General features: G+C 33.1%; 23 protein-coding genes, 2 pseudogenes and 2 other annotated features. Of the genes and pseudogenes, 21 read left to right on the plus strand and 4 right to left on the minus strand.

Annotated features, from left to right (window positions below; genetic code table 11):
- Position 1: 1 nt before the first annotated feature.
- Positions 2-1,285 (plus strand): glutamate-1-semialdehyde 2,1-aminomutase, encoded by a 1,284-nt coding sequence (gene hemL / locus JMUB898_RS06085; protein WP_002443297.1) that lies wholly within the window; start codon positions 2-4, stop codon positions 1,283-1,285.
- Positions 1,286-1,459: 174 nt separating this feature from the next.
- Complete coding sequence (locus JMUB898_RS06090; protein ID WP_002443295.1) at positions 1,460-2,533, plus strand: AbrB family transcriptional regulator; 1,074 nt, start codon at positions 1,460-1,462, stop codon at positions 2,531-2,533.
- Between the two features lie 170 nt (positions 2,534-2,703).
- Here the strand turns inward: JMUB898_RS06090 and JMUB898_RS06095 are convergent, their stop codons facing one another.
- Positions 2,704-3,264 carry a DNA-3-methyladenine glycosylase I gene (locus tag JMUB898_RS06095; RefSeq protein ID WP_002443292.1) on the minus strand — a complete coding sequence of 187 codons (561 nt, stop codon included), beginning with the start codon at positions 3,262-3,264 and terminating at the stop codon, positions 2,704-2,706.
- Between the two features lie 58 nt (positions 3,265-3,322).
- Positions 3,323-3,568, plus strand: a binding site (T-box leader).
- 40 nt (positions 3,569-3,608) lie between these two features.
- Here JMUB898_RS06095 and JMUB898_RS06100 point away from each other — a divergent pair.
- From JMUB898_RS06100 to JMUB898_RS06135, 8 genes and pseudogenes are all read left to right on the plus strand, one after another.
- Entirely contained in the window at positions 3,609-6,239 is a 2,631-nt protein-coding gene (locus JMUB898_RS06100; RefSeq protein ID WP_037541499.1) for a valine--tRNA ligase, read from the plus strand.
- Between the two features lie 10 nt (positions 6,240-6,249).
- Positions 6,250-7,515, plus strand: coding sequence for a bifunctional folylpolyglutamate synthase/dihydrofolate synthase (locus tag JMUB898_RS06105; RefSeq protein ID WP_037541497.1), 1,266 nt, complete (start codon positions 6,250-6,252; stop codon positions 7,513-7,515).
- 184 nt (positions 7,516-7,699) lie between these two features.
- Entirely contained in the window at positions 7,700-8,410 is a 711-nt protein-coding gene (locus JMUB898_RS06110; RefSeq protein WP_002443285.1) for a prepilin peptidase, read from the plus strand.
- A pseudogene (gene radC, locus JMUB898_RS06115) lies at positions 8,407-8,946 on the plus strand (RadC family protein); the annotation flags it as partial. The gene JMUB898_RS06110 and the pseudogene radC, both read left to right, overlap by 4 nt.
- Before the next feature lie 133 nt (positions 8,947-9,079).
- Complete coding sequence (locus tag JMUB898_RS06120) at positions 9,080-10,165, plus strand: tyrosine-type recombinase/integrase (protein ID WP_000868132.1); 1,086 nt, start codon at positions 9,080-9,082, stop codon at positions 10,163-10,165.
- Positions 10,162-12,054 carry a site-specific integrase gene (locus JMUB898_RS06125; protein ID WP_001557544.1) on the plus strand — a complete coding sequence of 631 codons (1,893 nt, stop codon included), beginning with the start codon at positions 10,162-10,164 and terminating at the stop codon, positions 12,052-12,054. The genes JMUB898_RS06120 and JMUB898_RS06125 overlap by 4 nt, the downstream gene beginning before the upstream one ends.
- A 6-nt stretch (positions 12,055-12,060) precedes the next feature.
- Complete coding sequence (locus tag JMUB898_RS06130) at positions 12,061-12,438, plus strand: DUF6262 family protein (protein WP_000361059.1); 378 nt, start codon at positions 12,061-12,063, stop codon at positions 12,436-12,438.
- A gap of 150 nt (positions 12,439-12,588) precedes the next feature.
- A complete protein-coding gene (locus tag JMUB898_RS06135; protein ID WP_000067268.1) occupies positions 12,589-13,371 on the plus strand; it encodes an aminoglycoside nucleotidyltransferase ANT(9)-Ia in 783 nt (260 codons plus the stop codon).
- A gap of 125 nt (positions 13,372-13,496) precedes the next feature.
- On the opposite strand, the gene erm(A) is transcribed toward JMUB898_RS06135, so the two are convergent.
- Both erm(A) and JMUB898_RS12860 read right to left on the minus strand, forming a co-directional pair.
- On the minus strand, positions 13,497-14,228 hold the full coding sequence (gene erm(A) / locus JMUB898_RS06140; protein ID WP_001072201.1) for a 23S rRNA (adenine(2058)-N(6))-methyltransferase Erm(A): 732 nt from the start codon (positions 14,226-14,228) through the stop codon (positions 13,497-13,499).
- A 57-nt stretch (positions 14,229-14,285) separates the two neighbouring features.
- The gene (locus JMUB898_RS12860; RefSeq protein ID WP_010959190.1) at positions 14,286-14,345 is read right to left on the minus strand and encodes an erythromycin resistance leader peptide; all 60 of its coding nucleotides are present in this window, start codon (positions 14,343-14,345) and stop codon (positions 14,286-14,288) included.
- 391 nt (positions 14,346-14,736) lie between these two features.
- On the opposite strand from JMUB898_RS12860, the gene JMUB898_RS06155 reads away from it, so the two are divergent.
- Positions 14,737-15,399, plus strand: coding sequence for a class I SAM-dependent methyltransferase (locus tag JMUB898_RS06155; protein ID WP_001092058.1), 663 nt, complete (start codon positions 14,737-14,739; stop codon positions 15,397-15,399).
- A 228-nt stretch (positions 15,400-15,627) separates the two neighbouring features.
- Positions 15,628-15,783, plus strand: a pseudogene (locus JMUB898_RS06160) (JAB domain-containing protein); the annotation flags it as partial.
- A 116-nt stretch (positions 15,784-15,899) separates the two neighbouring features.
- Here the strand turns inward: JMUB898_RS06160 and JMUB898_RS06165 are convergent.
- Positions 15,900-16,079 (minus strand): hypothetical protein, encoded by a 180-nt coding sequence (locus JMUB898_RS06165; RefSeq protein WP_037541562.1) that lies wholly within the window; start codon positions 16,077-16,079, stop codon positions 15,900-15,902.
- Between the two features lie 163 nt (positions 16,080-16,242).
- Between JMUB898_RS06165 and JMUB898_RS06170 the strand changes: the two genes are divergently transcribed.
- The 9 genes from JMUB898_RS06170 to JMUB898_RS06205 all read left to right on the plus strand — a co-directional run bounded on the left by JMUB898_RS06170 (position 16,243) and on the right by JMUB898_RS06205 (position 21,539).
- Positions 16,243-16,728 (plus strand): DUF4930 family protein, encoded by a 486-nt coding sequence (locus JMUB898_RS06170; protein ID WP_037541496.1) that lies wholly within the window; start codon positions 16,243-16,245, stop codon positions 16,726-16,728.
- Positions 16,729-16,816: 88 nt separating this feature from the next.
- A complete protein-coding gene (locus JMUB898_RS12645) occupies positions 16,817-16,960 on the plus strand; it encodes a hypothetical protein (protein WP_002443277.1) in 144 nt (47 codons plus the stop codon).
- Positions 16,961-17,191: 231 nt separating this feature from the next.
- A complete protein-coding gene (gene mreC / locus JMUB898_RS06175) occupies positions 17,192-18,034 on the plus strand; it encodes a rod shape-determining protein MreC (RefSeq protein ID WP_037541494.1) in 843 nt (280 codons plus the stop codon).
- Positions 18,034-18,564 (plus strand): rod shape-determining protein MreD, encoded by a 531-nt coding sequence (mreD, locus tag JMUB898_RS06180; RefSeq protein WP_002443272.1) that lies wholly within the window; start codon positions 18,034-18,036, stop codon positions 18,562-18,564. The genes mreC and mreD overlap by 1 nt, the downstream gene beginning before the upstream one ends.
- A 23-nt stretch (positions 18,565-18,587) precedes the next feature.
- Positions 18,588-18,691, plus strand: a sequence feature (ribosomal protein L21 leader region).
- Between the two features lie 12 nt (positions 18,692-18,703).
- Positions 18,704-19,012 carry a 50S ribosomal protein L21 gene (rplU, locus tag JMUB898_RS06185; RefSeq protein WP_002443269.1) on the plus strand — a complete coding sequence of 103 codons (309 nt, stop codon included), beginning with the start codon at positions 18,704-18,706 and terminating at the stop codon, positions 19,010-19,012.
- Positions 19,013-19,016: 4 nt separating this feature from the next.
- Entirely contained in the window at positions 19,017-19,337 is a 321-nt protein-coding gene (locus JMUB898_RS06190; protein WP_002443268.1) for a ribosomal-processing cysteine protease Prp, read from the plus strand.
- A gap of 11 nt (positions 19,338-19,348) precedes the next feature.
- Positions 19,349-19,633 (plus strand): 50S ribosomal protein L27, encoded by a 285-nt coding sequence (gene rpmA / locus JMUB898_RS06195; protein WP_001830822.1) that lies wholly within the window; start codon positions 19,349-19,351, stop codon positions 19,631-19,633.
- A 146-nt stretch (positions 19,634-19,779) separates the two neighbouring features.
- Positions 19,780-21,072 (plus strand): GTPase ObgE, encoded by a 1,293-nt coding sequence (gene obgE / locus JMUB898_RS06200; protein ID WP_126501950.1) that lies wholly within the window; start codon positions 19,780-19,782, stop codon positions 21,070-21,072.
- Positions 21,073-21,083: 11 nt separating this feature from the next.
- Positions 21,084-21,539 carry an ACT domain-containing protein gene (locus JMUB898_RS06205; RefSeq protein ID WP_002443266.1) on the plus strand — a complete coding sequence of 152 codons (456 nt, stop codon included), beginning with the start codon at positions 21,084-21,086 and terminating at the stop codon, positions 21,537-21,539.
- Positions 21,540-21,545 lie beyond the last annotated feature (6 nt).

The following is a 21,545-nucleotide window of genomic DNA, read 5'->3' on the forward strand; positions in this document are numbered from 1 at the left end:
TATGGGTTATGAAAAATCTATTAAAGCAATGGAAAAAGCGGAACAACTTATGCCTGGTGGGGTGAATAGTCCTGTAAGAGCATTTAAATCAGTTGATACGCCTGCAATTTTTATGGATCATGCTGAAGGTTCCAAAATATATGACATCGATGGCAATGAGTATATAGACTATGTTCTAAGTTGGGGACCTCTCATTTTAGGACATAAAAATAAACAAGTTATAGAAAAACTTCATGAAGCAGTAGATAATGGTACAAGTTTCGGTGCTTCAACTTTACAAGAAAATAAACTTGCAGAACTTGTCATTGACCGTGTTCCATCAATAGAAAAGGTTAGAATGGTGTCATCAGGTACTGAAGCTACATTAGATACATTGCGTCTTGCAAGAGGTTATACTGGTCGCAACAAAATTATTAAATTTGAAGGTTGCTACCATGGGCATAGTGACTCGCTACTAATTAAAGCTGGTTCTGGTGTAGCAACATTAGGCTTGCCGGACTCTCCAGGTGTACCAGAAGGTATTGCTAAAAATACTATCACTGTACCTTACAATGATTTAAATTCTCTTAAACTCGCATTTGAAAAGTATGGCGACGACATTGCAGGTGTGATTGTTGAGCCTGTTGCTGGGAATATGGGCGTTGTACCTCCTGTCGAAGGATTTTTACAAGGTTTACGTGATATTACAAATGAATATGGTGCATTACTCATCTTTGATGAAGTTATGACAGGTTTCCGTGTAGGTTATAATTGTGCTCAAGGTTACTTTGGTGTAACACCAGATTTAACTTGTTTAGGAAAAGTCATCGGTGGCGGTTTACCAGTTGGTGCCTTTGGCGGTAAAAAAGAAATTATGGATCAAATCGCTCCTGTTGGAAATATTTACCAAGCAGGTACGTTATCAGGTAATCCATTAGCTATGACGAGTGGCTATGAGACATTAAGTCAACTTACACCTGAGTCGTACGAATATTTCAATGAATTAGGAGATATTTTAGAAAAAGGTCTTAAAGAAGTATTTGGTAAGCATAATGTGCCTATTACAGTTAACAGAGCTGGTTCAATGATTGGTTATTTCTTAAATAAAGGTCCAGTAACTAATTTTGATGAAGCTAATCAAAGTGATTTAGAACTATTCAGTAATATGTATAGAGAAATGGCAAAAGAGGGCGTATTCTTACCACCTTCACAATTTGAAGGAACATTCCTATCAATGGCTCATACTAAAGAGGACATTGAAAAAACGATTCAAGCATTTGATAATGCCTTAAGTCGCATTGTATGATAAATTTAATTTAATATAAGATAACAATTTAGTGAGGCTGAGACATGATTGATTATCTCAGCCTCATTTAACATATTGACAGTAAATGTCTGAGTGGAATAATCAAGGAATCATATATTTTAAGATTCAACGATTTCTATTTAACTTCTGTACTCAAGAAAGCGGCGTGATAGGATGAATAAAATACAAAGAAATAACTTTATTGTCTTAGTTTTAGCCATTATTTTAAGTTTAATTTTAAAATTTTCACATATATTATTACCGTTCATGTTTGGTCCGATGATTGCAGCAATTTTATGTGTGAAAGTTTTCAAGTTAGAAATCAAATGGCCATTTTGGTTAAGCCAAACTGGTTTGATATTTTTAGGTATACAAATTGGTTCTACCTTTACGAAGACAGTCATAGGTGATATTAGGAATGATTGGTTAACCATCATCATTATTACGGTACTATTACTAGTCCTAGCGTTATTCATTGCTTACTTCTTTAAAAAGATCGCTCAAGTTAACACAGAAACAGCTATTTTAAGCGTGATTCCAGGCGCGCTAAGTCAAATGTTGATTATGGCGGAAGAAGATAAAAGAGCAAATATTTTAGTAGTCAGTTTAACTCAAACCTCACGAATTATATTTGTTGTGATTTTAGTACCGCTGATTTCTTACTTTTTCAGAGATTCTAGTAGTTCTTCTGAAGGAGCTAGCATGAAAGTAGCGCCATTCACGCAAGCGTTAGAAATATGGCAAATTGCACTTCTACTATTATTAGTTGCAATTGTTTATATTTTAATGGCTAAAATTAATTTTCCTACGAAACAGTTACTTGCACCGATCTTGGTACTTATAGTTTGGAACATGACAACAAATCTTACTTTTACATTAGATCATTGGTTATTAGCGTCTGCACAAGTTGTGTATATGATTCGCATCGGAATACAAATTGCGTATTTGCTGAATGACTTAAAGGGCAGGATAGCTGTAGCAATTGCATTTCAAAATATCATGTTAATTCTATCTGCATTTATCATGGTTGTCATTGTGCATGTGTTTACCAATAATTCCATCAATGAATTATTCTTAGGTGCAGCGCCAGGTGGTATGAGCCAAATCGTACTTGTGGCTATGGCAACAGGTGCTGACGTTGCAATGATATCAAGCTATCATATATTTAGAATCTTCTTTATTCTATTTGTTATCGCACCATTAATTGGTTACTTCTTAAAATACAGAGCAAGATATAATGAAAAGTAAAAGAGGCGGGAAACCTTATCGTTTATACTCTGGGAAACCGATTAACGGTGTCCCAAAAGCAGGATTTTCGGCAGTAACACTCACAATTCGACAAAATTTGAGAAACAATTTTGCTCATTGTTCGGTTCTGCTCAAATCCTAAACGCTTTTGTCCCGACCTCTTTTTAATTTTATGCATGTGAAGGTTTGACTGGACAACCTTCTAAATGTGAATCGTATAAGCCAGCAGCCTCTAAAAAAGAAAAGACAGTCACTGGACCTAAAAATTTAAAACCGTATTTCTTAAGATCTTTCGAAAGTTTCGTTGCACGTTCATCAACAGTTATTCGATCACTTGGTTTTTTATATCCCATATCAATAGGCTTATTGTTTACATATGACCACAAGAAATCACTAAAACTATTATAATCTTGTTCGATTTTTAAATAACCTTGAGCTTGACTCACAATTGCTTCTAGCTTCTTTCTGTTATGAACGATGTTAGGAAATTCCATTAATCGGTCGATATCTTTGCTCGTCATTTGAGCAACCTTTTCAGGATCAAAGTTATAAAAAGCTTCTTCGTATGCATCTTTTTTCTTTAAAATAGTTAGCCATGATAAACCTGCATGTTGTGACTCTAAAGCAATCAGTTTAAACAATTCCTTACTATCGTATAATGGTTGCCCCCAAAATTTATCGTGATATTCTAAGTATGTTTCATCCTTTGTACTAAAGGCACACTCATTCATAAATTTTACCTCCAATACATTGACTTATTGATATATCCATTATACTATAAGTGAGTAAATGAATATAATGTTAGGGAAGAGTAAATTCTAATCATTTTATAGAGAGCATATATTTGGTGGAAATATGTAAGTGGTTTGAATTGAAGGTAGCCCGTTAATTACTTTCACTGAACATATATATAGTAGGTGAAAGCGTGTTTGAGCGTTAATCTAATACTTAAGTGCTTGAAGACATTACATGTAACAAATTGAGAATGTAATTCTTCTTGAATATAGGTGGTACCACGGAACATCCGTCCTATTTTTATAGGGTGGGTGTTTTTAATTTATTAGGAGGATTTTTTATGGAAATGAAACCGAAATACGATCCAAGAGAAGTTGAAGCGGGTCGTTATGAAGAATGGGTAAAAAATGGTTATTTTAAACCGTCAGAAGATAAATCGAAAGATACATATACGATTGTGATTCCACCACCCAATGTAACTGGGAAGTTGCATTTAGGACATGCATGGGATACAACGTTACAAGATATTATTACACGTATGAAACGTATGCAAGGTTATGACACTTTATATCTTCCTGGTATGGATCATGCTGGGATTGCAACACAAGCTAAAGTTGAAGCAAAATTAAACGAACAAGGTATTTCTAGACATGACCTTGGACGAGATAAGTTCTTAGAGCAAGCATGGGATTGGAAAGAAGAATATGCGTCATTTATTAGACAACAATGGGCTAAGCTTGGTCTAGGTTTAGATTATAGTAGAGAGCGTTTTACTTTAGATGAAGGATTAAGTAAGGCTGTTCGAAAAGTGTTTGTCGATTTATATAATAAAGGTATTATCTATCGCGGTGAAAGAATCATTAACTGGGATCCTCAAGCAAGAACAGCGTTATCTGATATAGAAGTTATCCATGAGGACGTTCAGGGTGCATTTTATCATTTTAAATATCCATTTGCAGATGGCGAAGGGTATATTGAAATTGCGACAACACGTCCGGAAACAATGCTTGGAGATACAGCCATTGTCGTCAATCCTAATGATGAACGTTATAAAGACGTTATTGGCAAAAAGGTAATTCTACCTATAGTAGGTAGAGAGTTGCCTATTCTTGCAGACGAATATGTTGATATCGAATTCGGTTCTGGTGCAATGAAAGTCACTCCAGCACATGATCCAAATGACTTTGAAATTGGTCAACGTCACGATTTGGAAAATATTATCGTGATGGATGAATACGGTAAAATGAACGATAAAGCTGGAAAATATGAAGGCATGGATCGTTTTGATTGTCGTAAACAACTTGTTGAAGATTTAAAAGCACAAAATTTAGTGATTAAAATTGAGGAACATACTCATTCTGTGGGTCATTCAGAGAGAACAGGTGCGATTGTAGAGCCTTATTTATCAACACAATGGTTCGTTAAAATGAAACCATTAGCGCAAAGAGCACTAGATAATCAAAAAACTGATGATAGAATCGATTTCTTCCCAGGACGCTTTGAAAATACGTTCAATCGTTGGATGGAAGAAATCAGAGACTGGACGATTTCTCGTCAGTTATGGTGGGGACACCAAATTCCAGCATGGTATCATAAAGAAACGAATGAAATTTATGTTGGTGAAGAAGCACCAAAAGATATCGAAAATTGGGTTCAAGACGAAGACGTATTGGATACGTGGTTTTCAAGTGCATTATGGCCATTCTCTACATTAGGTTGGCCTGATACGGACTCAGAAGACTTTAAACGTTATTATCCTACGAATGCGTTAGTAACTGGTTATGACATTATCTTCTTCTGGGTAGCTAGAATGATATTCCAAGGATTAGAATTTACAGATAGAAGACCATTTAATGATGTGTTACTTCATGGATTAGTAAGAGCTGAAGACGGACGTAAAATGAGTAAGTCTTTAGGGAATGGCGTTGATCCTATGGATGTAATTGATGAATATGGTGCGGATAGTTTAAGATATTTCTTAGCTACCGGTTCATCTCCAGGTCATGATTTACGTTATTCAACTGAAAAAGTAGAATCTGTTTGGAACTTTATCAATAAAATATGGAATGCAGCGCGTTTTAGCTTAATGAATATCGGCGAAGACTTTAAAGTAGAAGATATCGATTTATCAGGTGAATTATCTTTAGCGGATAAGTGGATTTTAACAAGATTAAATGAAACAATTAAAACAGTAACAGAGTTAAGTGACAAATATGAATTTGGCGAAGTAGGACGTGCACTTTATAACTTTATTTGGGATGAATTCTGCGATTGGTATATTGAAATGAGTAAGATACCAATGAATAGTGATGATGAAACTCAAAAACAAACAACACGTTCAGTATTGAGTTATGTACTCGATAAAATTATGAAAATGTTGCATCCATTTATGCCATTTGTTACTGAAACAATTTGGCAAAGTTTACCTCACGAAGGTGAAACAATTGTCAATGCAAGTTGGCCGACTGTTAAGCAAGAATTTATATTTGACGAAAGTAAACAAACAATGCAACAACTTGTTGAAATCATCAAATCAGTTCGTCAATCAAGAGTTGAAGTGAATACGCCACTTTCTAAATCGATACCAATTTTAATTCAAACTAAGGATGAGAATGTAAAACAAACACTTAAAGAGAATGCGAGTTATTTACACAAATTTTGTAATCCTAGTGAGTTAATCATTGATACAGAAATCGATATTCCTGAAAAGGCAATGACTTCAGTGGTCGTAGCTGGTAAAGTCGTTCTACCACTTGAAGGTCTAATTGATATGGAAAAAGAAATCGCACGTTTGGAGAAAGAACTAGATAAACTTCAAAGTGAATTAGATAGAGTAGATAAAAAACTTTCAAATGAGAACTTTGTAAATAAAGCTCCGGAAAAAGTTATAAATGAAGAGAAAGAAAAACAACAACATTATCAAGAAAAATATGATGGTGTTAAATCACGAATTGAACAATTAAAAGCATAGGAGTATGATCATGAATTACCTAGACAGCTTGTATTGGATACATGAAAGATCGAAATTTGGTATTAAACCTGGTGTCAAGCGTATGGAATGGATGTTAGAACAATTTAATAATCCTCAAGATAAGATTAGAGGTATTCATGTTGGTGGCACGAATGGTAAGGGGTCTACGGTAGCTTATCTGAGAACTGCTTTAGTGGAAAATGGCTATGAAGTAGGTACCTTTACTTCACCATTTATCGAAAGTTTTAATGAGCGCATTAGCTTGAATGGAACACCAATTACAAATGACGAACTTGTTCAACTTGTTGAACGCGTCAAACCTGTAAGCGAAGCCTTAGAAACTGAAACTGAATTAGGTGGCGCTACGGAATTCGAAATTATTACTACGATGATGTTCCTATACTTTGGAGAGATTCATCCAGTTGATTTCGTTATTATTGAAGCAGGGTTAGGAATTAAACACGATTCCACGAATGTATTTAAACCTATTTTATCTATTTTAACTAGCATTGGACTTGATCACACTGATATTCTTGGTACAACTTATTTAGATATAGCTAAAGATAAAGCAGCTATTATTAAGCCTAATACACCGATTATATATGCAGTTAAAAATGATGATGCTTTAAAATACGTTAGGGACTATGCTTTAGAGCAAAATGCGAAACCTATTGAACTAGATCGAGAAATAACGATCATTTCACAAGATGATGAATTTACTTATCGATATAAGGATTATGAGTTAGAGACGATTCTTTTAAATATGCTTGGAGAACATCAAAAAGAAAATGCTTCGTTGGCTATTACAGCACTTATCGAACTTAATGAAGCGCATATGATTGATCTTGACTTTAATAAAATGATTGATGGTATTGAATCTGTAAATTGGACAGGTCGTATTGAACAAGTTAAAGAACATCCACTTATGGTTATTGATGGTGCGCATAATAATGAAAGTGTAGAAGCACTAATAGACACAATTAAGCATTATTATGGCCGAGATAAAATAGATGTACTTTTTTCTGCAATTAAAGGGAAGCCTATCAATAGTATGATGAGTAATCTAAGCGATATTGCATCAAGATTTTATATTGCCGACTTTGACTTTCCAAAAGCGTTAACTAAAGAAGAAATTGCTGAAGAAATTAATTTTGAAAATATAGAACTTGTAGATGACTACGTTCAATTTATAGAAAATTATCAAGGTGAAGGCTTAATCATTACTGGAAGTTTATACTTTATCAGTGAAGTAAAAGCTAAAACAAAATTCAATTAAGTAACTGAAAGAGCAAAACAGGTTGTTATACTTCCTTGTTTTGCTCTTTCGTTGTGTTTAAGGTGCAAAAACTTGAATGATTTTAAATAGGAAATTTCTCTATTTTGTTAACGGAATTTTAGAGAAATACAAGTTATTTACATTGAGTTGAAAATACTTATAATAAATTTAAGGAGGATGATATATGGTTCTACTTGCATATTCATGTAGTGTGATTTTCAGCTTTTTATATCAATTTAGTCATAAAGGTTTTCTCAGTTTGAGATACTTTTATACAAGGTCTAGATGTGATTACTGTGCTGAAGTAATTAAACCTTATGATTTATTACCGATTATCAGTTTTATTACGTTAAATGGTCGTTCACGTTGTTGTCGACAAAAATTACAAATTTACTACTTTATAGGTGAAGTTCTGTCTGTTATTCCGATATTCCTTTATTCGATGACAAATACAAATATTCATTTTGTACTTTTTCTAACCACTTTTCTATTCTTACTTACAATGTCTCTCTACGATATGCATTCAATGACAGTCGATTTAAGACTCGTATGCATCTATATCATTATCACATGTTTGTTTTCACATATTTATTTTTGGAATTTTTTAATTGTATTTACTATAACCCATACATTATATCTATTTATGTATAAACTTATTGGATATGGCGATATTATTATCTTTAATATGCTTGCATTGTTTTTACCGTTGAAACTCTCTTTTTATTTGTTTATCTTCACTTTTATAATAGGCGGATTAGTTGTGATTCTTTTTAAATTGTTTATTAAAAAAGATATTAAATATATTCCACTTATCCCTTTTATATTTCTTTCCTTTGTAACTAATGCACTTTTTTATCAAGAAATTAATCAATTTTTAGGAGGCGATTTTTATTGAAAATTAATGAAATGGCAGTGTCAGAAAAACCTAGAGAACGGTTGATGAATTTTGGTGCTCAAAGTCTTTCGAATGTTGAATTGTTAGCTATTCTTATCAACACAGGAAGAAAAGGTTTCTCAAGCATTGATATAGCGAATGAATTAATAAAGAACCATCATTCAATTCGAGAATTAAAAAAACTGTCAATCAATGATTTGTTAAGAATAAAAGGTATAGGATTATATAAAGCAATCACGTTAAAAGCTGCTTTTGAGTTAGGGGAAAGATTAAATGCAACGAGTACGATTGATAAAGTGAAAATTACAAGCCCTGGCGATGTAGCTGAATTAATGATGTCTAAAATGAAAGATTTGGAGCAAGAACATTTCGTAGTGTTATTACTTAATTCGAAAAATATTGTTATTAAACAATCGTGGATATATAAAGGTACACTCAATAGTTCGATTATCCATCCAAGAGAGGTATTTAATATAGCAATAAGAGAATCTTCAAATGCAATGATTGTTGTACATAATCATCCATCTGGTGATGTGTTAACCATAGTATAATAAATAATAGTAGTTAAAGTAGTTTAAGAGGAGATATTAAAGGGATATTTTACTTTAAATAAAAATTAACAAGGTTTATAATTTGTAGTAGTTAAAGTATTTAAAGAGGTGGGAACATGTGAAGGTTCAAAGGATAGAAGTGGAGAATAAGCCGTATCCATTGTATTTATTACTAGATAAAGAATACCAGCTAATAGAACCAGTAATGAAATTTATTAAATACTTAGATAATACTGGTAAGTCTCCTAATACCATTAAGGCATACTGCTATCATTTAAAGTTGCTGTACGAGTTCATGGAACAGAGAGGTGTTATTCTTAATGATATTAACTTTGAGTTGTTAGCAGACTTCGTAGGTTGGTTGAGATATCCTTCAGCATCAAATGTAATTGATCTTCAGTCAAAAAAAGCCATAAGAGAAGAAACGACAGTGAATACAATTTTAAATGTAGTTATGAGTTTTCTTGATTATTTAAGTAGATTAGGAGAATTTAAATCAATTGATGTATTTAAACAAGCAAAGGGAAGAAATTTCAAAGGATTTTTACATCATGTTAATAAGGGTAGATACCAAAAGAATGTCTTAAAGTTAAGGGTTAAAAAGAAACAGATAAGAACATTGAGATCAAAGGAAGTTAAGCAAATTATTGATGCTTGTCATACGAAAAGAGATAAATTAATTTTAATGCTTATGTATGAGGGTGGTTTAAGAATCGGTGAAGTGTTATCGCTTAGGCTTGAAGATATTGTCACTTGGGACAATCAAATCCATTTAACACCTAGAGATGTTAATGTTAATGAAGCTTATATTAAATTAAGGAAGGAAAGAACAATACATGTGAGTAAAGAACTTATGTCACTTTATACAGATTACTTGATATATGAGTATAGTGAGGAATTGGAGCATGATTATGTTTTTATTTCCTTAAAAGAAGGCTATTTTGGGAAACCACTAAAGTACCAAAGTGTTCTTGATCTAGTTAGAAGAATAGTTAAAAGGACTGGAATAGAATTTACATCACATATGCTTCGCCACACTCACGCAACGCAGCTAATTAGGGAAGGATGGGATGTTGCGTTCGTTCAAAAGAGATTAGGTCACGCACATGTTCAGACAACGTTAAATACCTATGTTCATCTTTCAGATCAGGATATGAAAAATGAGTTTAATAAATACCTCGAGAGAAAGGAGCATAAGAAATGAATGCTTCTAGTAAAAGGAAAATTATTAGTCAGAGTGAGATTAGCAAAAAAATAGCTGTAATGAATGAAGAAATGCAGGGGTTTTGGGCTAATAATAGTTGGGATATAAGAAAATGTCCACATCCTTCTGCCATAGAATTAAGTAAGAATCCTGCTTTAAGGAATCGTTGGGTTCGTTTTGAACGTGTTAAAAATCTGTGGTTAAGAACAGAATTGAAATATTTTTATTTTTACCATTTAAACAATGGAATATGGAATGCAAAAACTGTCTGGATTAGAAAAGGAACAGTAATTAATAAAATGTTAGATTTCTTAGATTTAAAGTATCCTAGCATTACTTCAATTACTGAAGTTCCTATTGAAAAAGCAATGACGGAGTATAGAACTTATTTGACAAAACGGGGTGTTAGAATTACCACTACTAATTATAAGATTACTGCTAATCAAGAAAAAACACCTGTAAAAGCTAATTCCTACTATGTTACTAATCTAAAACAATTTATGGAGTTTTATGAGAACTTTTATTTTGATGGAGAGGAGTGGGATAAAGACGTTTGGGATAGACGTAACTTACCTTTGCCAGATGATAAGGTTAACCCAACACAATATGAATATACAATTAACTTTAAAGGGTTTCGGAATACATATTTTAAACAACTTGTAAAAAGATATTGTAAGTTGAGATTGAACGTGGATAGCTTTTCCTATGTAAGTGATATTGCCCAAAGACTTAAAGAGTTCTTTAATTTTCTGGACATGAAATTTAAACAAGTTCAGAGAGTACACCAATTAACGAGAGTGGAAATTGAAGCATATTTAAGTGAACTAAACATGATGGGAATAAAACCTAGTACAATAACTGGGAGGATCTCTATATTGGAAGGACTATTTAGTACCCTTCTTAGGCTAGAATGGGATGATGTTCCTTCCAAAATATTAATTTATTCTGAGGACTATCCGAAAATACCAAGAGCAAAACCACGCTTTATAGATGAATTCGTCCTAGAGCAATTGAACAGTCATCTTGATAAATTACCCGAATATATAGCTACGATGACTATGATTGTTCAAGAATGTGGAATGAGGATAAGTGAATTGTGCACCTTGAAAAAAGGCTGTCTATTAGAGGACAAAGATGGAGATTTCTTTTTAAAGTATTATCAATGGAAAATGAAAAAGGAGCATATAGTTCCAATATCTAAAGAGGTAGCTTTACTTATTAAAGTTCGGGAAGATAAAGTTTCAGAGGAATTTCCAGATAGTGAATACCTCTTTCCAAGAAAAGATGGATCGCCATTAAAACAAGAAACATTTAGAGGTGAGTTAAATAAATTAGCTTATGAGCAAAATATAGTGGATAAATCAGGTGAGATTTATAGATTCCATGCCCATGCCTTTCGCCATACAGTAGGAACAAGAATGATTAACAACGGGATGCCCCAGCATATTGTGCAGAAATTTTTGGGGCATGAAAGCCCAGAAATGACAAGCAGATACGCTCATATCTTTGATGAAACTCTAAAAAATGAATTTACTAAATTTCAGGAAAAACTGGTTACCAATAATGGAGATGTGCTTGATCTAGATGAAGATAATGAAGTCGATGATGTAGAGCTTCAATGGTTCAAGAAAAATATAAATGCACAAGTGCTTCCAAATGGTTATTGTAGATTGCCAGTAGTAGCAGGTGGTTGTCCACATGCGAATGCATGCTTAGATTGCACTCACTTCTGTACCAGTAAGCAATTCTTACCACAGCACGAAGAACAGTTAGAGCGTACAGAAGAGTTATTAGCCATAGCTAAGGATAAACAATGGCAAAGACAAGTAGAGACTAATAGCCGTGTTAAAGAGCGTTTAGAACAAATCATTGGAAGTTTGACGGGGTAATTATCAATGGATAAACAAGTTAGAAATACAACAGAAATTGTACGTTTGGCGAAGCAGAAATCAAAAAAGACAAGGGAAAAAGTAGACAAAGCGATTTCTAAATTTTCGATTGAAGGTAAAGTTATTAATTTTAATTCAATAGCAAAGGAAGCTAATGTTTCTAAATCATGGCTTTATAAGGAACACGATATTAGGCAAAGAATCGAATCCCTTCGTGAGCGTCAAATAACAGCAAATGTAGTCTCAAAACCCAAGAAAAGTTCTCGTTCGGAGGAAATCCTTATTAAAACCTTAAAAAGAAGAGTAATGGAATTAGAAAAAGAAAATAAAAAATTACAGAACCAAATTCAAAAATTATATGGAGATCTGTATAATAAAGAATAATTATTAATCTGTAGACAAATTGTGAAAGGATGTACTTAAACGCTAACGGTCAGCTTTATTGAACAGTAATTTAAGTATATGTCCAATCTAGGGTAAGTAAATTGAGTATCAATATAAACTTTATATGAACATAATCAACGAGGTGAAATCATGAGCAATTTGATTAACGGAAAAATACCAAATCAAGCGATTCAAACATTAAAAATCGTAAAAGATTTATTTGGAAGTTCAATAGTTGGAGTATATCTATTTGGTTCAGCAGTAAATGGTGGTTTACGCATTAACAGCGATGTAGATGTTCTAGTCGTCGTGAATCATAGTTTACCTCAATTAACTCGAAAAAAACTAACAGAAAGACTAATGACTATATCAGGAAAGATTGGAAATACGGATTCTGTTAGACCACTTGAAGTTACGGTTATAAATAGGAGTGAAGTTGTCCCTTGGCAATATCCTCCAAAAAGAGAATTTATATACGGTGAGTGGCTCAGGGGTGAATTTGAGAATGGACAAATTCAGGAACCAAGCTATGATCCTGATTTGGCTATTGTTTTAGCACAAGCAAGAAAGAATAGTATTTCTCTATTTGGTCCTGATTCTTCAAGTATACTTGTCTCCGTACCTTTGACAGATATTCGAAGAGCAATTAAGGATTCTTTGCCAGAACTAATTGAGGGGATAAAAGGTGATGAGCGTAATGTAATTTTAACCCTAGCTCGAATGTGGCAAACAGTGACTACTGGTGAAATTACCTCGAAAGATGTCGCTGCAGAATGGGCTATACCTCTTTTACCTAAAGAGCATGTAACTTTACTGGATATAGCTAGAAAAGGCTATCGGGGAGAGTGTGATGATAAGTGGGAAGGACTATATTCAAAGGTGAAAGCACTCGTTAAGTATATGAAAAATTCTATAGAAACTTCTCTCAATTAGGCTAATTTTATTGCAATAACAGGTGCTTACTTTTAAAACTACTGATTTATTGATAAATATTGAACAATTTTTGGGAAGAATAAAGCGTCCTCTTGTGAAATTAGAGAACGCTTTATTACTTTAATTTAGTGAAACAATTTGTAACTATTGAAAATAGAAAGAAATTGTTCCTTCGATAGTTTATTAATATTAGTGACATTTGCATGCTTCAAAGCCTGTCGGAATTGGTTTTTAGTGAAAAGAACACGATATTCACGGTTTACCCACTTATAAACAAAAGATCGATACTTTTTGTAGTCCTTCTTTGAAATCAATGGTTGATGTCGTTCAAGAACAATCAATACAGAGTCTACACTTGGCTTAGGATGAAAATATAGTGGTGGTACTTTTTTGAGCATTTTTATATCCATCTCCACCATTAATAGTAAACCCAAAGCTCGTTGCAGATTTTGCAATCTTTTCGCAAATCCCTTCTCAACGATAAGATAGCTATATTTAGCCTGACTTTCAAAGGTAATTCTTTTGACAATATCCGTACTGATGTTATAAGGAATATTACCATATATCTTATAGTTTATATGTTTTGGGAAGGAAAATTTTAGAATATCCGTTTGAATCACTTTTATATTCTCAGAGGGGTTTACCGCTTCTTTAGTCACTTGACATAAGCCTCCATCAATTTCTATAGCAGTAACTGATCGACTCATTTTGACTAGCTCTTTGGTAAAATGTCCTTTTCCTGATCCGATTTCTATTACGTTGTCTTGTTTACTGATATTCGTGTGATTCAATATTTCTTTTACATGCTTTTTAGAAGTAATAAAATTTTGCGTGTCTTTAGGGTTTTTCTGGTTCATTATAACCTTCTCCTTACTGGTTATAATGAACTGACATTAAGCGTTCATTATAACCAATTAATTTTGATTTGGTTGATAACGAACTTTATTAATAACAAATATAGAAAAAGTACCCATACTTTTATCTCCTTTCCATTTTTTTCATTATGAATGAGATAAAGTAATTTCTACTACTGCGATACTGGTGCACATAATTGAAACCTCCTTATGTAACTGAATATGATTGTATCATCTTTTCATTTTAGAATAAACCTTTATATGTAATTTTGCACTTGACACTTCAGATGGACGTTTTCTTCAAAATAATATGTTTTGAAACTTGATAAGAGAAGCCACTGTCTTTACTAAAAAGTAAAGGCTGCGATAAAGGACAGTGACTTTAATAAAGTTGCACTGTTGTATTGTCTTTGGATAAAATTGTCTAAAGGGAAGTTTTATCCCCAACGAAAAAACATCTAAAGTGGTAAGTAATGAAAGAATGTCGATAAAGTAGGAATGGGGGATCTTTTTGAATACAATAGAATCACAGTTTGATAAGGTTGCAGAAGATTACGATTTCGTGAATGAGCTTTTGAATGATTATTCATTCTTTGTGTCTAATATGTCTCCAAAGAAAGGCAGAGCATTAGATATCGGATGTGGCTCGGGTTTGTTAGTGGAGAAATTAGCAAGTTATTATGATGAAGTGGTAGGGATTGATATTTCTAATCAAATGCTCGATCTTGCCAAATCTAAACGTCAACTAACAAATACGGTCTATCTGAATATGAATGCAGAACAACTTAATTTTAATGAGAAGTTTGATTTTATTGTAAGCCGAACAACCTTTCATCATTTGGATGATATAGCCAGCGTAATACAGCAAATGAAGGAACTGTTGAATGAGGAAGGAAGAATAGTTATTCTTGATAATGTATCTGAAGTCGAGACACCGCCTACCTATGTTTATAAATTAGGGGCAATCCAAGAGTTTTTACCGCATTGTTTCAAATTTGGAATAAAAAATGCGATTAGAATTTATAATCACAACACATCTAAATCATGGCTTGAGCATTTAGCTTCAGATAAGTACCTATCTGAACAAAATTATTACGATTTATATGAAAAGTTGTTGCCTGGATGCCAATTCCATAAAATGGGTTGGGCAATGGGGGTTGTCTGGACAAAATAACTTAAAGCTGTGGCTTTGAAAAGTTGAATTTGTGATTGTTTTCAGAGCTATCGGGTGCTTTAGTATAAATAACAATGAATAAAAAATCAGCCTGTATCTTATGTTACTATTAAGTAATTTAAGATACAGGTTTTACTATTTTTGAAATAAGTACCTTCCACTTCAAATACATGTATTCAAAGTGAAAGTATTGATTTAAATGATTCTTTTGTAATTTACTCTTGATAAGATGTCACTCCATCAAGAGAGGACATAACTACAACATTACGTTTAAAAGAATGTGGAGCTATCTTAGGTATCGAATTGTTAGATCATATTATTATAGGAGATAATAAATTTACGAGTTTAGTAGAAGCGGGCTATTTTGAAGATAATTCAATTTAATATCGTCCTTTCGATTGTCTATTTTATCCATGTAAAAATAAAAAAGTTAGCTAAACCAAATATGAAATTTGAGCATACAACCCAAACATACATAAAATGAATAGCTAACTTATTGACTAATGAATAAAACCTGATAAATTTTGAAAATGATCAAGTAACCAAATCACGCCTTGGTAACCTAAATATATACATAATAAAACAATACCAGCAGATATTAAGAATCGTAAAATAGACAAACCTACTCTAAATAGCAGTATGACTAATAATACGATGAGTATGATTGTTAAAATGCTCAACATGTTGTACCTCCTTATTATGTGTACATTCCATATTATGTATTATAATGTATACAAATAGCAATGACATCAGTCCATAGATATAAAAATCCTACTTCCTTAGTCTGATGCTAAAATGCCATAATTAAATTATACTTAATTTAATATGTTAAGGAGGGCAAATATGAGATTTATTTTCAGTATAGTAAAGAACATCGTTGCAGTGCTAGCAATTATAGCCATTATCTATATAGCACTTAAATACGCCCCTTTCCTTAGAGATCAAGAATGGAATCCACTAAGCGATACTTCGAATAATGTCCAACAAAATTTAAATGACACACAAAATCCAAATGGTTCATCCTCGGGAGAGCCTCAAAATGGTAAGCGTTATTCATTAAAAGAAAATGATATTATTAACAATGTACCTTCAAGTCAGATAAAAAATGTTTTTAATATGATAGATAAAAGAGAATTTATGTCTGTTTCCGGTATAGGTAGAATGGGATATAATGACAAATATCTTGCAGGGCAAAGAGACGATGAATTCATTATATACAAATTTGGATCTGATTCTATAAGAGTTTACAAAACTGAATTTGAAATGCAACAAGACTTAAATAAACTAGGGCAACATATAGAACTAAAACCAGCCGATGCATACAATTAAATCTCATAAACCATGAATTTGAAATGTGATTTTAAATAAGTTAACCTTTGAATATAGATAAATAGAGTAAAGGTTGGTGTGATTTCGAATGGCTGAACAATCAAAAGAAAAACAAGCAAACGAACAAGCAAAAGCGCAAAATCTTTTTGCTCGTTGGAGAAAAGAAGAAACGTTGTACAGCGAAGACGAAAAGAAAGAAAATAAAGATTCTAATGAAGATGAGAGTAAATAATTACAAGCTTGTCTGGCTCTGATAAAAATTTAAAATTAATTTTAACTAACTACTAACGTAACTGTTGATAGTTTTTTATTATATATATACAGGTTTAACTCACTAAATAACAACGCTCAACTAAATCATTCGTAAAATTTATCTTTAATAATGAGTTAGTGCTTTATTTAAAGAGATGAGTAATATAAAATATAAAAGGATAATAAATTTAGTATTATAGAGGTGTTCTGGGTGCTTAACTTTTTTAAAAATAACAAGCTTGTTGTTGTTTTATGTGCGATTATCGTTTTTATAGCGTTAATAGGTTTATCCATTCGTTCTCAAACTCAATCACCTCCAGAACAATATGTCGGCGACTCGGTTTCTTTGGGGCAAAGAGCAGTAAGTTATCCGATTCATTTTGTAACTGGAGCTATTGGAAATATCTTTAATAAAGATGGATCGAAACAAGATAAAAATAAAATCAAACAACTTGAAGCGGAGAATCAGAAATTAGAGACAGAAAATAAAAAATATAAAAAAGAACTTGATGTGAAGGATTTATCAAAGTATGAACCTATTTCTACAACGGTCATTGCTAGAAACCCAGATCAATGGATGAATACTATTGTGATAGATAAAGGGTCTAAGTCAGGCATTAAGAATAATATGGCTGTTATGACTTCAGAAGGTTTAGTAGGAAGAGTGACGAAGGTAAATCAATTTTCAGCGCAAGTGGATTTGATTTCTACTAACACACGTGCAGGTAAACTTTCAGTGAATGTACAACATGGTTCTAAAAATGTTTTTGGTTTAATTGATCATTATGATGCTAAAAATGAAGAGTTAGTCATCAGTGACATCAATAATAAAGATAGTGTGAAAAAAGGAGATAAGGTTGTTACAAGTGGTTTAGCGGATCAATTACCAAGTGATCTTTACATAGGTGAAGTAACTGAAGTAGAGAATGACCAATATGGTCTTGCTAAAGAAGTTAGAGTTAAAACTGGCGCAGATTTAGCCGACTTAAACCATGTATATGTAGCAAAACGTGATGTGAACACGATTCCTGATGATGAAAGTGGGGGTAACTAATGCGTACCCTTTACTATTTTCTTATAGGAATTTTATTATTCTATATTGATACAGCAATTGGATTAGTAATCCCTTTGCATTTTGGTAAAATTGATATCATTTTTGTGCCTCATCTAACGCTGATGTATATTTTAATTATGACAGTGTACAGAGGATTCGGTGTAGCACTTATACTTGCTATATTCTTTGGTATCATTACTGACTTATATTTTGGAAGCATTTATGGCTTATACATGTTTGGCTATATCATTCTTGTCGTACTTATAGATAAATTCTTTAAAGTATTTTATAGAGACTATTCGATGCTATTTGGTATCGTACTCTTAAGTACAATAGTACTTGAAATATATGTTGTTGCGATATACGGTGTCATTGGATTTATTCAATTTAACTTTATTGAATTTATTTTATTCAGACTTGTTCCAACACTGTTACTTAATTTCATATTACTATTGATCTTATTTCCAATTATTATTAAATTTACTAAAAAAGTACAAAACACAATTGACAGTAAAGCTAAGCGATGGTAAGATTCAATAGTTGAGTAGTTTCAGGCTACATACAACCGCTCAAATACAGGTTTAAGAACAATGAAGCATAGAGTTAATATTTAACTTGAGCTAACGTCACCTGTATATGGCGTGACTTATATTATAGGAGGTGCAAAGTATGTTTGCTATTATTGAAACAGGTGGAAAACAAATCAAAGTAGAAGAAGGTCAAGAAATCTTCGTTGAAAAATTAGACGTAAATGAAGGCGACTCATTCACTTTTGATAAAGTATTATTTGTAGGTGGCGATTCAGTTAAAGTTGGTGCGCCAACTGTTGAAGGTGCTTCTGTTACTGCTACTGTTAATAAACAAGGACGCGGTAAGAAAATCACTGTCTTCACTTACAAACGTCGTAAAGACTCTAAACGTAAAAAAGGCCATCGTCAACCATATACTAAATTAACAATCGATAAAATTAACGCATAATTTTATGATTACTGTTGATATTACAATTGATGATGAAGGCAAAGTGACAGATGTGATCATGGATGGCCATGCTGATCATGGTGAATATGGTCATGACATTGTCTGTGCTGGAGCCTCAGCTGTTTTATTTGGTAGTGTAAACGCAATTATGGGATTGACATCTGAAAAGCCTGATATCGATTACGACGATGATGGTGGTCATTTTCATATAAGAAGTGTTGATACTAATAACAAAGAAGCGCAATTAATTCTTCAAGCGATGTTAGTTTCTTTACAAACGATTGAAGAAGAATATAATGAGAATATCAGATTAAATTATAAGTGAGGTGTATCCCGATGTTAAAATTAAACTTACAGTTCTTCGCATCTAAAAAAGGGGTAAGTTCTACAAAAAACGGACGTGACTCTGAATCTAAACGTTTAGGTGCTAAACGTGCTGATGGTCAATACGTATCAGGTGGTTCAATTCTTTATCGCCAACGTGGTACTAAAATCTACCCTGGTGAAAATGTAGGTCGTGGTGGCGATGATACATTATTCGCTAAAATCGACGGCGTTGTTAAATTTGAACGCAAAGGTCGCGACAAAAAACAAGTTTCTGTATACGCAGTAGCTGAATAATTTTGTCTAGTTAACACCAGAAGTGAATGCTTCTGGTGTTTTATTTTTGTTTAAAACGACATCATATTTAAATATGATTTTTCTAAAAATAGTGATAATGATATAATTATAAAGATGAAAATTGCAGAGCAAAAGAGGTGAGATATATGTTCGTCGATCAAGTTAAAATATCTCTTAAAGCTGGTGACGGAGGAAACGGAATCACAGCTTATAGAAGAGAAAAATACGTCCCTTTTGGTGGACCTGCAGGTGGCGATGGTGGTAAAGGTGCTTCTGTCGTATTTGAAGTGGATGAAGGTCTAAGAACTCTTTTAGACTTTAGATATCAACGTCATTTCAAAGCTAAAAAAGGTGAAAATGGACAAAGCAGTAACATGCATGGTAAAAATGCCGAAGATTTAGTGCTAAAAGTACCTCCTGGCACAATCATTAAAAGTGTAGATACTGAAGAAGTACTAGCCGATTTAGTTGAAGATGGTCAAAGAGCAGTTGTAGCTCGCGGAGGACGAGGCGGACGTGGTAATTCAAGATTTGCAACTCCAAGAAATCCTGCCCCAGACTTTAGTGAAAATGGTGAACCGGGCGAAGAGCTAGATGTTACCTTAGAGCTTAAATTACTTGCAGATGTAGGCCTAGTTGGTTTCCCAAGTGTAGGTAAATCAACGTTATTATCTATCGTTTCTAAAGCGAAGCCTAAGATTGGTGCTTACCACTTTACTACTATTAAACCTAATTTAGGTGTTGTTTCCACACCAGATCAAAGAAGTTTTGTTATGGCCGATTTACCAGGTCTTATAGAAGGCGCTTCAGAGAGTGTAGGTTTAGGACATCAATTCTTAAGACACGTGGAACGTACGAAAGTGATTGTTCATATGATTGATATGAGCGGTTCTGAAGGTAGAGATCCTATCGAAGACTATAAAGTAATTAATCAAGAATTAGTGAATTATAAACAACGTCTTGAAGACCGTCCGCAAATTGTTGTCGCGAATAAAATGGATATACCTGAAGCTGAAGAAAACTTAGAACTTTTCAAAGAAGAAATAGAAGATGACGTGACTATCATTCCAGTATCAACGGTTACGCGTGATAACATAGACCAATTATTATATCACATTGCAGATAAACTAGAGGAAGTTAAAGATATTGACTTCTCAGTTGAAGAAGATGAAAATGTAGGCGTCAATCGTGTACTATACAAACATACACCTTCTCAAGATGCATTTACGATTACTAGAGATGACGATGGTGCATATGTTGTAAGCGGAAATGCTATAGAAAGAATGTTCAAGATGACAGACTTTAATAGCGACCCTGCTGTTCGTCGATTTGCCAGACAAATGCGTTCTATGGGAATTGACGATGCACTTAGAGAAAGAGGATGTAGCAACGGTGATATCGTAAGAATTCTAGGTGGAGAGTTTGAATTCGTCGAATAGGAGTGTAAACTTTGGACAATAAAGATTATAAAAAGTTTTATTTAATTAGAGAAGATGTATTACCTGAATCTGTGGTTAAAACTTTAAAAGTAAAAGATGCTTTGAAAAACGATCCTAAGTTGTCCATTTATGACGCTGTAAAACAGTACGATTTGTCGCGTAGTGCCTTTTATAAATATAGAGAGACAATCTTTCCAGTTGATGAAAAGATGCTCGACCATAGAGAGTTTACATTAATATTGTATGTGAATGATATCGTTGGAATGTTAGCACAAGTGTTGAACACAATCTCTCAATTACAATTATCTGTTCTAACAATACATCAAAGTGTTCCAATGGAAGATAAAGCAACGATTACGTTATCACTGAATGCGCAATCTTCTCATTTATCAGTTGATGATGTGGTTAATGCACTGAGAAAGATAGAACATGTTTCAAAAGTAGAATTAATAAGTATGAGTATGTAAGGAGTG

The organism is Staphylococcus caprae, assembly GCF_003966625.1.
GTDB classification, from domain to species: domain Bacteria; phylum Bacillota; class Bacilli; order Staphylococcales; family Staphylococcaceae; genus Staphylococcus; species Staphylococcus caprae.